Source organism: Baekduia sp., assembly GCF_035685985.1.
Classification (GTDB): Bacteria; Actinomycetota; Thermoleophilia; order Solirubrobacterales; family Solirubrobacteraceae; genus Baekduia.
In genome coordinates this window covers 84,934-97,670 of sequence record NZ_DASRZV010000022.1, presented here as the reverse complement: position 1 = coordinate 97,670, position 12,737 = coordinate 84,934, and the positions used below count along the sequence as shown (strand labels likewise).

13 protein-coding genes are annotated in these 12,737 nt (G+C 73.5%); 7 read left to right on the top strand and 6 right to left on the bottom strand.

The annotated features are described in order from the left end of the window. Positions 1-13: 13 nt before the first annotated feature. The gene (locus VFG42_RS12005; protein WP_324908657.1) at positions 14-694 is read left to right on the top strand and encodes a response regulator transcription factor; all 681 of its coding nucleotides are present in this window, start codon (positions 14-16) and stop codon (positions 692-694) included. A gap of 96 nt (positions 695-790) precedes the next feature. On the opposite strand, the gene VFG42_RS12000 is transcribed toward VFG42_RS12005, so the two are convergent. Beyond that, positions 791-1,975, bottom strand: a complete 1,185-nt coding sequence (locus tag VFG42_RS12000) for a hypothetical protein (RefSeq protein WP_324908655.1) — start codon at positions 1,973-1,975, stop codon at positions 791-793. 443 nt (positions 1,976-2,418) lie between these two features. Here VFG42_RS12000 and VFG42_RS11995 point away from each other — a divergent pair, with 443 nt between their 5' ends. Both VFG42_RS11995 and VFG42_RS11990 read left to right on the top strand, forming a co-directional pair. Next, positions 2,419-3,048 carry a class E sortase gene (locus tag VFG42_RS11995; RefSeq protein WP_324908704.1) on the top strand — a complete coding sequence of 210 codons (630 nt, stop codon included), beginning with the start codon at positions 2,419-2,421 and terminating at the stop codon, positions 3,046-3,048. Positions 3,049-3,107: 59 nt separating this feature from the next. Further along, positions 3,108-4,301, top strand: a complete 1,194-nt coding sequence (locus VFG42_RS11990) for an NAD(P)/FAD-dependent oxidoreductase (RefSeq protein ID WP_324908653.1) — start codon at positions 3,108-3,110, stop codon at positions 4,299-4,301. Between the two features lie 10 nt (positions 4,302-4,311). Here the strand turns inward: VFG42_RS11990 and VFG42_RS11985 are convergent, their stop codons facing one another. Then, a complete protein-coding gene (locus tag VFG42_RS11985; RefSeq protein ID WP_324908651.1) occupies positions 4,312-5,397 on the bottom strand; it encodes a HAMP domain-containing sensor histidine kinase in 1,086 nt (361 codons plus the stop codon). Beyond that, a complete protein-coding gene (locus VFG42_RS11980) occupies positions 5,390-6,088 on the bottom strand; it encodes a response regulator transcription factor (protein WP_324908649.1) in 699 nt (232 codons plus the stop codon). The genes VFG42_RS11985 and VFG42_RS11980 overlap by 8 nt, the downstream gene beginning before the upstream one ends. An 88-nt stretch (positions 6,089-6,176) precedes the next feature. On the opposite strand from VFG42_RS11980, the gene VFG42_RS11975 reads away from it, so the two are divergent. Next, positions 6,177-6,806, top strand: coding sequence for a M15 family metallopeptidase (locus tag VFG42_RS11975; protein WP_324908647.1), 630 nt, complete (start codon positions 6,177-6,179; stop codon positions 6,804-6,806). 27 nt (positions 6,807-6,833) lie between these two features. Here VFG42_RS11975 and VFG42_RS11970 read toward each other — a convergent pair whose 3' ends face one another. The 3 genes from VFG42_RS11970 to msrB form a co-directional block, all read right to left on the bottom strand. Next, a complete protein-coding gene (locus tag VFG42_RS11970) occupies positions 6,834-8,180 on the bottom strand; it encodes a hypothetical protein (RefSeq protein WP_324908645.1) in 1,347 nt (448 codons plus the stop codon). A gap of 105 nt (positions 8,181-8,285) precedes the next feature. Further along, entirely contained in the window at positions 8,286-8,612 is a 327-nt protein-coding gene (locus VFG42_RS11965) for a hypothetical protein (protein ID WP_324908643.1), read from the bottom strand. Between the two features lie 253 nt (positions 8,613-8,865). Further along, positions 8,866-9,273, bottom strand: a complete 408-nt coding sequence (gene msrB / locus VFG42_RS11960; RefSeq protein WP_349260412.1) for a peptide-methionine (R)-S-oxide reductase MsrB — start codon at positions 9,271-9,273, stop codon at positions 8,866-8,868. Positions 9,274-9,327: 54 nt separating this feature from the next. Here msrB and VFG42_RS11955 point away from each other — a divergent pair, with 54 nt between their 5' ends. The 3 genes from VFG42_RS11955 to VFG42_RS11945 are packed head-to-tail and all read left to right on the top strand — an operon-like array spanning position 9,328 to position 12,709. After that, positions 9,328-11,025, top strand: a complete 1,698-nt coding sequence (locus VFG42_RS11955) for a CTP synthase (RefSeq protein ID WP_414642379.1) — start codon at positions 9,328-9,330, stop codon at positions 11,023-11,025. Further along, positions 11,022-12,161, top strand: coding sequence for a M20/M25/M40 family metallo-hydrolase (locus VFG42_RS11950; protein WP_324908637.1), 1,140 nt, complete (start codon positions 11,022-11,024; stop codon positions 12,159-12,161). Before VFG42_RS11955 ends, VFG42_RS11950 begins: the two co-directional genes overlap by 4 nt. Beyond that, the gene (locus VFG42_RS11945; RefSeq protein WP_324908635.1) at positions 12,158-12,709 is read left to right on the top strand and encodes an NUDIX hydrolase; all 552 of its coding nucleotides are present in this window, start codon (positions 12,158-12,160) and stop codon (positions 12,707-12,709) included. Before VFG42_RS11950 ends, VFG42_RS11945 begins: the two co-directional genes overlap by 4 nt. Positions 12,710-12,737: the final 28 nt, after the last annotated feature.

The window sequence follows — 12,737 nt, the reverse complement described above, 5'->3', positions numbered from 1 at the left end:
CCCGCGGCGGTCCATGACGCCACCGCTCACCGCGGGCATCTGCGAGGACGACGCGGAGCTGCGCCGCGTCGTCCGCGACGCCCTGCGCGAGGAGGGCTTCGCGGTCCGCACCACCGCCAACGGCTCGGACGCCGTCGCGGCCTTCTGCGCCGCGCCGCCGGATGTGCTGGTGCTCGACATCGGCCTCCCGGACGCCGACGGCCGCGACGTCTGCCAGGCCCTGCGGGCCCGAGGCGTCGGCGCGCCGGTCCTGTTCCTCACCGCGCGCGACACGCTCCCGGATCGCCTCAGCGGCTTCCACGCCGGCGGCGACGACTACCTCGTCAAGCCCTTCGCGCTGGCCGAGCTGCTCGTCCGGATCCACGCGCTCGTCCGGCGCGTGCCCGCCGCCGAGGAGCCCGCGACGCTGGCCGACTCCGGCGTCCGCCTCGACGCGGCGACGCACGCGATCGTCCACCAGGACCGGCAGATCTCGCTGACGCCCACCGAGTTCCGCCTGCTCGCGCGGCTGGCGGCCCACCCCGGCGAGGTCGTACGGCGCGCCGGCCTGGTCGCCGCCGCGTGGCCCGACGGCGCGATCGTCCACGACAACACCCTGGACGCCTACCTGGCGCGCCTGCGCCGCAAGCTCCGGGAGGCGGGAGCCGCCGAGGTCATCGAGACCGTGCGCGGCGTCGGATACAAGCTGAGGTGAGCTTCCGGCACCGGATCCTGCTCAGCTCGCGGGCCTCGGGGACCGAGAAAGCCCCGGCGGTGGCGCCGGGGCTTTCGTCGGGGATGGTGTCGGGGATCAGGAGTGGCCGTGCAGACGGCGCCGCGCGACGAAGCCGCCGCCCAGCAGCGCGAGGCCGGCCAGGGCGACCGCCCACGGCTCGGCGCCGGTGAAGGGCAGCTGGCCCTTGGCGACGGTGCTCGTGGTCGCGACGGGCTTGGTCGAGCTGACCGTGGCGACCGGGGTGGTCTTGGCCTTGGCGGTGGTGCCGGACGCGGTCACGCCGGCGACCGTCGGGCTGGTCTTCTTCGGGGTGCTCGGCGTGGTCGTGGTGGTCGACGGCGTGCTCGTCGTGCTGACCGGGGCCGTCGTGGGCGTGGTCGTGGCGGCCGGCGTGGTCGTCGTGCCGGTGGCCGTGGTCGGCGAAACGGCGCCCGTGCTCGGCGGGGTGGTGGTCGTGGTGGTCGTGGTGGTCGTGCCGGTGCTGGTGCCGGAGCCGCCGGTGCCGGTGGTCGTGCCGCCGGTGCCGGTGGTGGTGCCGGAGCCGCCCGTGCCCGTGCTGGTGCCGCCGGAGCCCGTGCTGCTGCCCGAGCCGCCCGTGCCGGTGGTGGTGCCGCCGGAGCCGGTGGTGCTGCCGGACCCGCTGGTGCCCGTGCTGGTGCCGCCGGAGCCCGTGCTGCTGCCCGAGCCGCCGGTGCCGGTGGTCGTGCCGCCGGAGCCGCCGGTCTGGCCGCTGCCGCAGGGGGTCTTGCCGTTGCCGGAGCCCTGGCCCGAGCCGCTGCCCGGGGCCGAGCCGGAGCCGGAGCCCTGGCCCCAGCCGCTGCCCGGGGCCGAGCCGCTGCCCTGGCCTGAGCCGCTGCCCGAGCCCGACCCGCTGCCCTGGCCCCAGCCGCTGCCCTGAGCCGAGCCACTGCCCGAGCCCGACCCGCTGCCCTGGCCCCAGCCGCTGCCCTGAGCCGAGCCGCTGCCCTGAGCCGACCCGCTGCCCTGGCCCGAGCCGCCGCCCTCGGCGGATCCGGAACCGGCCGCCTGGCCTTGGCCGGAGCCCTGCCCCGACCAGCCGGCGTTCGCGTTGTCCGTGGCCTGCGCCTCCGTGCCACGGCTGCCGGCCCCGCCCATGACGCCGGCGTCGGTAGCTTCGCCACTGCCCGCGGCGGGGTGGACAGCAGCCTGGCCGCCCGCGTTGCCCGAGGCCTGCATCTGGTCGGCCGCCTGCGGTGGGACGTGGTTGGGCGGCTGATCGGCGGCGGCGACGGGTGCCATGATGCCGACGAGGCCGGCGACCACGGCGGAAGTCGTGGTCGCGTGAAGCGTGTGGGACTTCGCCTTCATGTTGCCCTCCGTTGGAGTTGGGGAGGTTTGTCGAAGGGCAGGCTGCCTTGGTGTCCTCCGGCCCCAAACCGGCATCTTGAACACGGTGTCTGCGTCAGTACAAAGGAGGCCTTAGCAACAGTAGAGATCAGCGCCGAGGCGTCCCCCAACGCCGCGCAAGCCCTATTGCTGACCTCGGTCCGGGGACACTCCGGTCCCCGGTGGTCACGTTCTCACGTCCGTGACGGACTGTGCGGGCAGCGTGCTGACCGCGTCCCGGATCCGATGGGAGCGGGCGGTCAGGATCGGGAAGACGCGGGGTCGCCATGGCCGTGCACGCACCAGCTTCCGGAGCACGCCGACGGTCGCGTCTGTCGCGGCTGGCGGCCGTGGCGATGGTCGTCGGCGCGCTGCTGGCGCTCGACGCGGTGCTGACGGTGGTGTGGCAGGAGCCCATCACCGCGATCGTGGGGACGATCGAGCAGCACGAGCTCGCGGGCGACCTCAACCGGCTGGTGCGGGAGGGCCCGACGCCGCGGGAGCGCGCGGCGGCCGCCGCGCTGCCCAACGTCCAGGACCGGCTGGCGGCCTACGCCCGCGCGCTGGACCGACGCGTCCCGTACGGCGGGGCGGTGGGCCGCATCGCGATCGCGCGCATGCACATCAACATGGTCCTCGTGAAGGGCTCCGACACGGCGGCGCTGCGCAAGGGGCCGGGCTTCTACGACGGCTCGCCGCTGCCGGGCATGCCGGGCACGATCGCGATCGCCGGCCACCGCACGACGTACCTCGCGCCGTTCCGCCACATCGACCGCCTGCGCGGCGGCGACGCCATCGTCCTGCGCATGCCCTACGGCACGTTCACCTACCGCGTCGACGAGCACCGCATCGTCAGCCCGAACGCGACGTGGATCACGCGCGACGTCGGTTACGACCGGGTCGTGCTCTCGGCCTGCAACCCGCTCTTCAGCGCCGCCCAGCGCATCGTCGTCTCGGCGCGGCTGGTGAGCGCCGTGCCGACCTAGGGCGCGTCGCCCCGCGTCAGGGCGGCGGCCGCCGCCGCGCCCCTCTACCTTGTGGCCCCGTGTCCGAGGATGTCGTCCGCTCTCCCGACGTGGTGATCATCGGCGCCGGGGCCGCCGGCCTGATGTGCGCCATGACCGCCGCCGCCCGCGGGCGGAAGGTGCTGCTGCTCGACCACTCCAACAAGGCGGGCAAGAAGATCCTGATGTCGGGTGGGGGCCGCTGCAACTTCACCAACATGTACGCGGACCCGGCGAACTTCTCGTCCAAGAACCCGCACTTCTGCAAGTCGGCGCTGGCCCGCTACACGCCGTGGGACTTCGTCGCGATGGTCGGCCGGCACGGCGTGCCCTACCACGAGAAGAAGCTCGGCCAGCTGTTCTGCGACAACAAGTCCAAGGACATCCTCAACATGCTCCTGGAGGAGTGCCGGCAGGTCGGCGTCGAGCTGCACGTCGGGACCGCGGTGCGCGAGATCGAGAAGACCGACACGGGGTACCTGCTCAGCACCGACCTCGGGCCGGTCACCTCGACGTCGCTGGTGGTCGCCACCGGCGGCCTGTCGATCCCGACACTCGGCGCCACCGGCTTCGGCTACGAGATCGCCCGGCAGTTCGGCCACGAGGTGTTGACGACCCGCGCCGGCCTCGTGCCGCTGACGATCACCGACCAGCTCAAGGAGCTGTGCACCGAGCTGACCGGCACGTCGGTGCCCTCGGTGGTCAGCTGCAACGGCCAGAGCTTCCGCGAGAACATCCTGTTCACCCACCGCGGCCTCAGCGGCCCGGCGATCCTGCAGATCTCCTCGTTCTGGCACCCCGGCGACGCGGTGCGGATCAACCTCCTGCCCGACCACGATGCGCTGGAGTGGCTGCAGCGGCAGCGGTCCGAGCGTCCCAACAGCGAGCTCAAGACCGTGCTGGCCGACGTCTTCACCAAGAGGATGGCGGCCCTCCTGGCCGAGCGCTGGTTCGTCTCCAAGCCGATGAAGCAGCACACCCCGGCGGAGCTGCGCGCGATCGCCGACCGGCTCAGCGCCTGGCCGGTCGTGCCCGCCGGGACCGAGGGCTACCGCACCGCGGAGGTCACGCTCGGCGGCGTCGACACCCGCGACGTGTCCTCCAAGACCATGGAGTCGCGCAAGAGCCCGGGCCTGTACTTCATCGGCGAGGTCCTGGACGTCACCGGCCACCTGGGCGGCTTCAACTTCCAGTGGGCCTGGGCCTCGGGCTTCGCGGCGGCGCAACACGTGTGAGGCCCGGCCGCTAGGCGCGCGCCGCCGGCAGCGCCACCGTCACGCGCAGGCCGCCGCCCGCGCGTGGCGCGAGGGTCAGCGTGCCGTCGTGGGCCGTGGTGATGCTGTTGACGATCGCCAGCCCGAGGCCGGCGCCGACGTGGTCGCCGTGGGTGCGGCGGGCGCCGCGCTGGAAGGGCTCGGCCAGCGTGGAGACGGCCTGCGGCGTCAGCGGCGCGCCGGTGTTCTCGACGGTGAGGGCGACGCGGTGGGCGTCGGCGCGGGTCGCGACCCAGACGGTCCCCGAGTCGGGCAGGTTGTGGACGATCGCGTTGTGCACCAGGTTGGTCGCGAGCTGCAGGAGCAGCGCGGGCGAGCCGATGGTGGTGGCCATGTCGCCGGCGGTCGCGATCGTCAGGCCGCGCTCCTCGGCGAAGGGCAGGAGCGTCTCGGCGGCCTCCTCGGCGACGAGCGACAGGTCGACGTGCTCGCGCGCGAACGACCGCCGGTCGGCGCGGCTGAGCAGCAGCAGCGCCTCGGTCAGGTCGATCGCGCGGGCGTTGACCGCGTGGAGGCGCTCGACCAGCTCGCCGTTGTCGCGCGCGGGGTCCTTGCGCGCCACGTCGAGCAGGGTCTGCGTCACCGCCAGCGGCGTGCGCAGCTCGTGCGAGGCGTTGGCGGCGAAGCGCTGCTGCTCGGCGACGTGCGCCTCCAGCCGCGCGAGCATCGCGTCGAACGCGTCGGCCAGCTCGCGGAACTCGTCCGCGCGGCCCTCCAGATGGACCCGGTGGCCGAGCGATCCGGACGCGGCGACGCGCGTGGCGGCGGTGATGCGGCTCAGCGGCGCGAGCATCCGGCCCGCCAGGAACCAGCCGCCGACCAGGCCGAAGGCCAGCAGGCACCCGAGCGCGATCGCGGCCTTCGGCACGAACGCCGCCTGGAGGTCGGACCGGCTGGGGACGAACGGACCCGGCGACATCATGATCGGGCGGTTGGGGACGTACCGCAGCAGGAACACCCACACGACCGCGAGCAGCAGGCCGCCCGCGACCATCAGGAACCCCGCGTAGCTGAGCGTGAGCTTGAGGCGGACGCTCAGCCCCGGCGCCCTATCCACGCGCGCCTCCCGACCCGCGCCCGTCGTCGGGCGCCGTGTCGATCCGGTACCCGGCGCCCGCCACGGTCGCGACGATCCACGGCTCGCCGAGCCGCTTGCGCAGCCCCGACACCGTGATCCGCACCGCGTTGGTGAACGGGTCGGCGTGCTCGTCCCACGCGCGCGCCAGCAGCTCCTCGGAGCTGACGACCCCGCCCTCGGCGGCGACGAGCACCTCGAGGACCGCGAACTGCTTGCGCGTCAGCGCGACGTAGCGGCCGTCGCGGTAGACCTCGCGGCGGAACGGGTCCACGCGCAGGCCGGCGATCTCGCGCACCGGCGGCCGGTGGTGCGCGCGGCGGCGGTCCAGCGCGCGCAGCCGCAGGACCAGCTCCTGGAGCGCGAACGGCTTGGTGAGGTAGTCGTCGGCGCCGAGCTCGAAGCCGGAGGCCTTGTCGTCGAGGCGGTCGGCCGCCGTCAGCATGAGGATCGGCATGCCGCTGCCGGAGGCGACGATGCGCGCGGCGATCTCGTCGCCGGAGGGCCCGGGGACGTCCCGGTCGAGCACCGCGATGTCATAGGTGTTGACGCTCAGCAGCGCCAGCGCGGCGTGGCCGTCGCCGGCGACGTCGGCCGCGATCGCCTCGAGGCGCAGGCCGTCGCGGATCGCCTCCGCCATCAGGGGCTCGTCCTCGACGAGCAGCACGCGCATGCGTCGATGCTAGAGGCGCGGCATATCGTCGGCATATCGAAAAGGCCATACGGGCCGGCAACGCGCCGCGGCCTTCAATGGCCGCGTGATGTACGACGAACCCGTTCGCGCGGGGCGGCCGATCCGGGTCCGCCGGCTCCGCGTCACCGTCCTGGTCCTGGCGCTCGCGGCGCTCGCCGTCGCGCTGGCCGGCGGGCACTGGCGGTCCTCCTCGTCCCCGGCGAGCGCGCTGATCGACCACGTCTCCCGCGCCCGCCACCACGGGGCGCTCGGCGTCGCCGAGGGCGCCGTCCCCGACGGCACGACGGTCTTCGACGACCGGGTCGCGGGCGTGGCCCGGCTCGATCCGAAGCTCCGCGCGGCGCTGCGCCGCGCCGGAGCCGACGCCGCCCACGACGGCGTCACGTTCCTGGTCGACAGCGGCTGGCGCTCGAAGGCCTACCAGCAGCACCTCTTCCAGCAGGCGGTCGAGAAGTACGGCTCGACGGAGGAGGCGTCCCGCTGGGTCGCGACCCCCGGCACGTCCGCGCACGTGTCCGGCGACGCGGTCGACCTGCGGCCCGGCCCGGCCACGGCGTGGCTCTCGGCCCACGGCGCCGCCTACGGGCTCTGCCAGATCTACGACAACGAGTCCTGGCACTACGAGCTGCGCCCCGCCGCGGTCGGCGCCGGGTGCCCACCGCGGTACGCCGACGCCGCGCACCGGGAGCGTCCCTGACGCGGGGTCGGCGCGACGCGTGCGCGCCTACGGGCGCGCCGAGGCCAGGCGCGGCGCGGCCGACGCGGTGCGGGCCGACGCGCGGGCGGCCTTGGCCGTGCCGCGCGGCCCGTCGGCGGCGGGCTTGCCGTAGAGCGAGGGGTCGAGGTAGCGGCCGCGGTCGGCGCCCTGCTTGGCCTGGACCGGCGTGATCCCGTCGGCCCGCGCCTGCGGGTCGTGGCGCACGCCGGTGACCGTCCACGACACCTTGGTCCCGGCGTGGCGCGAGCGGATCGTGAAGGTGTCGTCCTTGACCTCGCGCGCGACGATGACCTCGTCGAAGGTCCCGATCGGCGTCAGCTGGTAGCGCCAGTCGCCGGCCAGCGCGCCGGCGTAGCTCGGCAGCTTCACGGTCGCGCGGCCGTGGCCGTCGGTGCGGACGTTGCCGGTGTACCGGACCATCAGCGCGTCGGTCTCCAGCGGCGTGTGGGTCAGCGTCCGGGTCGTGGGGGAGCGCGGGTCGTCGATGTGGAAGCCGGACTTCGTGCCGGTGACCGTCAGGCTGCCGTTGATCGTGACCGCGCCGGCGAACGTGGCGGCCTGCGTGCCCTGGGCGTAGAGCGCGCTGCCGGCGCCGTTGGTCACGGCCTCGACGGCGTTGGAGGAGCTGGCGGGGTTGACCTGCTCGCCGCGCACGCCGACGCCGATGCCGCCCGAGATGCCGGCCTGGCCGAGCACGCCGTAGCCGCCGTAGGCGGCGTTGCCGGCGGTCGTGAAGCCGCGCAGGCCGGAGCCGCCGGGCCCGTCGTTGCGGCCGACGACCACGCCGATGCCGTTGGCGTTGGTGGCCTTCGCGGTGATCGCCGGGCCGGTGCCGTCCTGCTCGGCGGCGATCGCGGCGTGCCCGTTGGTGGTGCTGGACAGCAGGACCGAGAGGCCGTCGGTGGTCGCGCCGGCCGAGGAGAGCGCGAGCGGGAGCGCCGGGCCGGCGCAGGTCGTGGTGCCGTCGACGCCGACCGCCGACATGAACGTGCCGGCCGCGCAGACGCCGGTGACGCGCTGCTGGTAGGTGGAGAGGTCGGCGGGCGTGCCGTCGGCGCCGGTCGCGCCCGTGGCTCCCGTCGCGCCGGTCGCGCCCGTGGCCCCGGTCGCGCCGGCGTCGCCCTGGGCCCCGGCGTCGCCCTTGTCGCCCTTGGCGCCGGCCGGGCCGGTGGCTCCGTCCTTGCCGGTGGCGCCGTCCTTGCCGTTGGCGCCGTTCTTCCCGTTCTTGCCGTCCTTGCCCTTCTCGCCCGTGGCGCCCTTGGGCCCCTCGACGTTCCACGACACCTTGGTCTCGCCCTTCGCGCACTTGGCCGAGGCCGTCGTCAGGTTGAGCGTCTTGAAGCTCTTGGTCACACAGGCGTACAACTTGGCCTGGGGAGCGGTGGTCCAATCGGCAGCACGTGGTGGACCCGTGACCCGTCTCGTCAGGGCTCTGACGGGTGCCCCGAGCGGGGGCGCTCAGCCGGCCGCGTCGCGCGCGCCGGGATGGCCGGGTCCCGGCCAGGGCGCGAGGATCAGCAGCAGGCGCGCGTCGGTCACCGCCCGAACCGCGTGGCGCTCGCCCGGGTCGAACATCGCGGTCAGCCCGGGGCCGCCGACGGTGCCCGCCAGGTCGACCTCGCCCTCGACGACCGTCACGTAGGCGCGCTCGTGCACCTGATGGTCCTGAAGCTCCTCGCCCGCGGGCAGCAGGATGAGGATCGAACGCGCCTCGCCACGGGCGGAGTGCAGCACCTCTGGGCGGCGAGGCTCGGCGGCGAGCGCGCGAAGGTCCCAGTGCTCCATGGGCGGAGCCTACGCCGGCTCTCGCCTCATTCGCGTGACGTTTTCGCCCCGGGCCCGTTAAACAGACCGTACGCGGACCTCCCACGGGGAGTTCGGACGTCTCCGTCACAGAAACGGTGACAGAACGTACTTAGGTGGGAATAGGTCGGTTTGTGGACGGCCCGTCGGTCGCGGCCGGATGGCGAAGTTCAGGGCGCCATCCGGCCTCGAGCGCCGGGCCGTTGCGTGACCCGGCGCCGCGAGGGGCGCGCGACTAGGCGTCCGCGGAGTCCAGCCGCAGCGCGCAGCTGTTGATGCAGTAGCGCATTCCGCCCTTGTCCACGGGGCCGTCGTCGAAGACGTGGCCCAGGTGGCCGCCGCACTTGGCGCAGACGGCCTCGGTGCGGACCATGCCGTGCGAGGTGTCGGGGCGCAGCTCGACGACGTCGGCCACCGCCGGGTCCGTGAAGGACGGCCAGCCGGAGCCGGAGTGGAACTTGTCATCGGAGCGGAACAGCTCGGCGCCGCAGCCCGCGCACTTGTAGACGCCGGGCGTCTCGGTGTCGACGTACTGCCCGGTGAAGGGCGGCTCGGTGGCCTGCTGCCGGAGCACCGCGTACTGCGCGGGGGACAGCTCCTCGCGCCACTGATCCTCGGTCTTTGCGATCTTGTCCATGCTCATCAGTCTCTGGTCGGGCGTCTCACATTACGCCGTCCGCCTTTCCGGCTACCCTCCATGCCCGTGCCTGATGCCCACCGCAAGACCCGCTACATCTTCGTGACGGGTGGTGTGGTCTCCTCGCTCGGCAAGGGGATCGCCGCCGCCTCGATCGGTCGTCTCCTCGTCTCGAAGGGGTTCACGGTCGGCCTCCAGAAGTTCGACCCCTACATCAACGTCGACCCGGGCACGATGTCGCCGTACCAGCACGGCGAGGTGTTCGTCACCGAGGACGGGGCGGAGACCGACCTGGACCTCGGGCACTACGAGCGCTACACGGACGCCAACGCCTCGCGCGCGTCGAACGTCACCGCGGGCGGCATCTACAACTCGGTCATCCGGCGCGAGCGCCGCGGCGACTACCTCGGCGGCACCGTCCAGGTCGTCCCGCACATCACCGACGAGATCAAGCACCGCATCAAGCTCATCGGCGAGACCAACGACGTCGACTTCGTCATCACGGAGATCGGCGGCACGGTGGGCGACATCGAATCGCTGCCGTTCCTGGAGGCCATCCGCCAGTTCCCGGTCGACGCGGGCCGCCGGAACACGATGTACATCCACTTGACGCTCGTGCCGTACATCGGCCACGCGGGCGAGCTGAAGACCAAGCCCACCCAGCACTCGGTCAACGAGCTGCGCCGCATCGGCATCCAGCCGGACATGCTGATGTGCCGCGCCGAGAACGAGCTGGACCTCGACATCCGCAAGAAGATCGCGCTGTTCGCGTCGCTGCCGGTCGAGTCGGTGGTCTCGGCGATCGACGTCGACAACATCTACAAGGTGCCGCTCTGGTACGCCGACCAGAAGGTCGACGACGCCATCTGCGAGTACTTCGGCATCGAGGACGCGCCGCCGGCGCAGCTGGGCGACTGGGCCGAGCTGATGGAGCGGGCCGAGCGCGCCGAGCAGACGGTCAGGATCGCGCTGGTCGGCAAGTACGTGGCCTTGGAGGACGCCTACAAGTCGTGCTCGGAGGCGCTCAACCACTCCGGCTTCGCGCACGAGTGCAAGGTCGACATCGACTGGGTCGACTCCGAGACGCTCGACAGCGACGACGAGGCCGTGCGCCGCCTCGCCGACGCCGACGGCATCTTCGTCCCCGGCGGCTTCGGCGGCCGTGGCGTCGAGGGCAAGATCCGCGCCGCGCGCGTGGCCCGCGAGCGCAAGATCCCGTACCTGGGCGTCTGCCTGGGCATGCAGATCGCGGTCGCGGAGTTCGCGCGCCACGTCGCGGGGATGCCGGGCGCCAACTCGACCGAGTTCGACATCGAGACCGAGTGGCCGGTCATCGACCTCCTGCCCGAGCAGAAGGAGGTCAGCGACCTCGGCGGCACGATGCGCCTGGGCGCCGACCCGGTGAAGGTCCACCCGAACACGGCCGCGCGCGAGATCTACGGCGACGCCGTCATCTACGAGCGCCACCGTCACCGCTACGAGGTGTCGATCTCGCTGCGCAAGCGGCTGGAGTCGGCGGGCCTCGTGGTCTCCGGCACGTCGCCGGACGAGCGGCTGGTCGAGATGATCGAGCTGCACGACCACCCGTTCTTCGTGGCCTCGCAGTTCCACCCGGAGTTCAAGTCGCGGCCCGAGCGCCCGGCGCCGCTGTTCCGCGAGTTCGTGCGCCACGCGCTGCGTCGCGCCGAGGAGCAGCACCCGGAGGGCGAGGTCCGCGCGTCGCGGTCGGCCGAGGCCGCCGCGGCCGAGACGCGGTGACGGACGGCCCGGACGCGGCCGCCGAGCGCCGCTCCACGGCGGCCGAGCGCGAGCGGCTGAACGCGCTGTTCGCCGAGCTGTGCGCGATCCCGTCGGTCTCGGGCACGGAGGCGGCGGTGCGGGCGCGCGTGATCGCGCTGCTGGACGCGGCCGGCATCGCGTCCGAGGTCGACGACGCGGGCAACGTCCTGGCGCGCGTCGGGGCCGGCGACCCCGCGGTCCTGCTCTGCGGCCACATGGACACGGTCCCGCACGGCGACACCCCGATCGAGCCCGTGCTGGTCGACGAGGGCTGGGAGAACGCCCACGAGGCGATCCTCGGAGCCGACAACAAGGCGGCGCTCGCGGTGATGCTCGTGGCCGCCGAGCGCGTGGCGCGCGAGGGCGGCACGCCGTTCGAGCTGCTGCTCACGGTCGCCGAGGAGACCGCGCTGGCCGGCGCCAAGCGCTTCGACGTCTCGCGGCTGCGCTCGCCGTTCGGCTACGTCTACGACCACGCCACGCCGATCGGCGAGATCGTCATGGCGTCGCCGACCTACTACCGGCTGATCGCCGAGTTCCGCGGCCGCGCCGCGCACGCGGGCATCCGCCCCGAGGACGGCCGCAGCGCGATCGTCGCCGCCGCGCGCGCGATCGCCTCGATGCGCCTCGGCCGCCTCGACGAGCGGACGACCGCCAACGTCGGGCACGTCGAGGGTGGGCTGGCGGACGCCACCAACGTGGTCGCCGAGCGCTGCGCGATCCTCGCCGAGACGCGCTCGCTGGACCCGGCGGTCGCCGAGTCGACCGTCGCCGAGATGGTCGACCGCTGCCACGACGCGGCCAACGACCCCGACTGCGAGTGCGACCTGGACATCACCGTGCAGCGGCTCTTCGACGGCTACCGCCACCGGTCGGCCTCGCCCGCGGTCGCCGCCGCCGAGCGCGCGCTGGCCGCCTGCGGGTACGCGCCGCGGCACATCGTCTCCGGCGGCGCGAGCGACGGCAACGCGTTCGAGGCCCACGGCTTCCACACGGTCTGCCTGGCCAACGGCACCGAGCGCAACCACGAGCCTACGGAGCGCGTGTCCGTGGTAGCCCTGGAGGCGATGCTCGACATCACCTACGCCCTGCTGGAGGAGGTCGCGCCGGCATGAGCCACGAGCCCCGCGACTTCGAGCGCGTCGCCACCCGCACGATCCACGAGGGCCGGATCGTCACGCTGACCGACGAGACCTACCGGTACGCCGACGGCAAGACCGCCGACCGCGAGATCGTCCGCACGACCGGCGCGGTGGCGATCGTGGCGGTCGACGACGAGCACGTCTGGCTCGTCCGCCAGCCGCGCGAGGCCGTCGGGGACCCCGACTCGCTGGAGGTCCCGGCCGGGCGCCTGGACGTCGACGGCGAGGCGCCGCTGGCGACCGCCCAGCGCGAGCTGGCCGAGGAGATCGGCCTGCGGGCCGCCGACTGGAAGCCGCTGAAGGTCTACCGCTCGTCGGTCGGCTTCACCGACGAGGTCGTGCACGTGTTCCTGGCCGAGGGGCTCAGCGAGGCCGACGGCGAGCACGACTCCGGCGAGGACGAGCGGATCGAGGTCGTCCGGTGGCCGCTGGCCGATCTCGACGGCGCGCTGGCCGCGACGCACGACAGCAAGACCGTGCTCGGGCTGCTGCTCTACGAGCGCCTGCGGCGCGTTTCCTAGACGTCTTCGTCACAACGGTGGGGCCCCA

Excerpts from the sequence above, each read along its gene's own strand:
- VFG42_RS12005 (WP_324908657.1), top strand. The coding sequence starts at position 14 with ATGACGCCACCGCTCACCGCGGGCATCTGCGAGGACGACGCGGAGCTG.
- VFG42_RS12000 (WP_324908655.1), bottom strand. The coding sequence starts at position 1,975 with ATGGCACCCGTCGCCGCCGCCGATCAGCCGCCCAACCACGTCCCACCG.
- VFG42_RS11995 (WP_324908704.1), top strand. The coding sequence starts at position 2,419 with ATGGTCGTCGGCGCGCTGCTGGCGCTCGACGCGGTGCTGACGGTGGTG.
- VFG42_RS11980 (WP_324908649.1), bottom strand. The coding sequence starts at position 6,088 with ATGCGCGTGCTGCTCGTCGAGGACGAGCCCCTGATGGCGGAGGCGATC.
- VFG42_RS11975 (WP_324908647.1), top strand. The coding sequence starts at position 6,177 with ATGTACGACGAACCCGTTCGCGCGGGGCGGCCGATCCGGGTCCGCCGG.
- VFG42_RS11965 (WP_324908643.1), bottom strand. The coding sequence starts at position 8,612 with ATGGAGCACTGGGACCTTCGCGCGCTCGCCGCCGAGCCTCGCCGCCCA.
- msrB (WP_349260412.1), bottom strand. The coding sequence starts at position 9,273 with ATGAGCATGGACAAGATCGCAAAGACCGAGGATCAGTGGCGCGAGGAG.
- VFG42_RS11955 (WP_414642379.1), top strand. The coding sequence starts at position 9,328 with ATGCCCGTGCCTGATGCCCACCGCAAGACCCGCTACATCTTCGTGACG.
- VFG42_RS11945 (WP_324908635.1), top strand. The coding sequence starts at position 12,158 with ATGAGCCACGAGCCCCGCGACTTCGAGCGCGTCGCCACCCGCACGATC.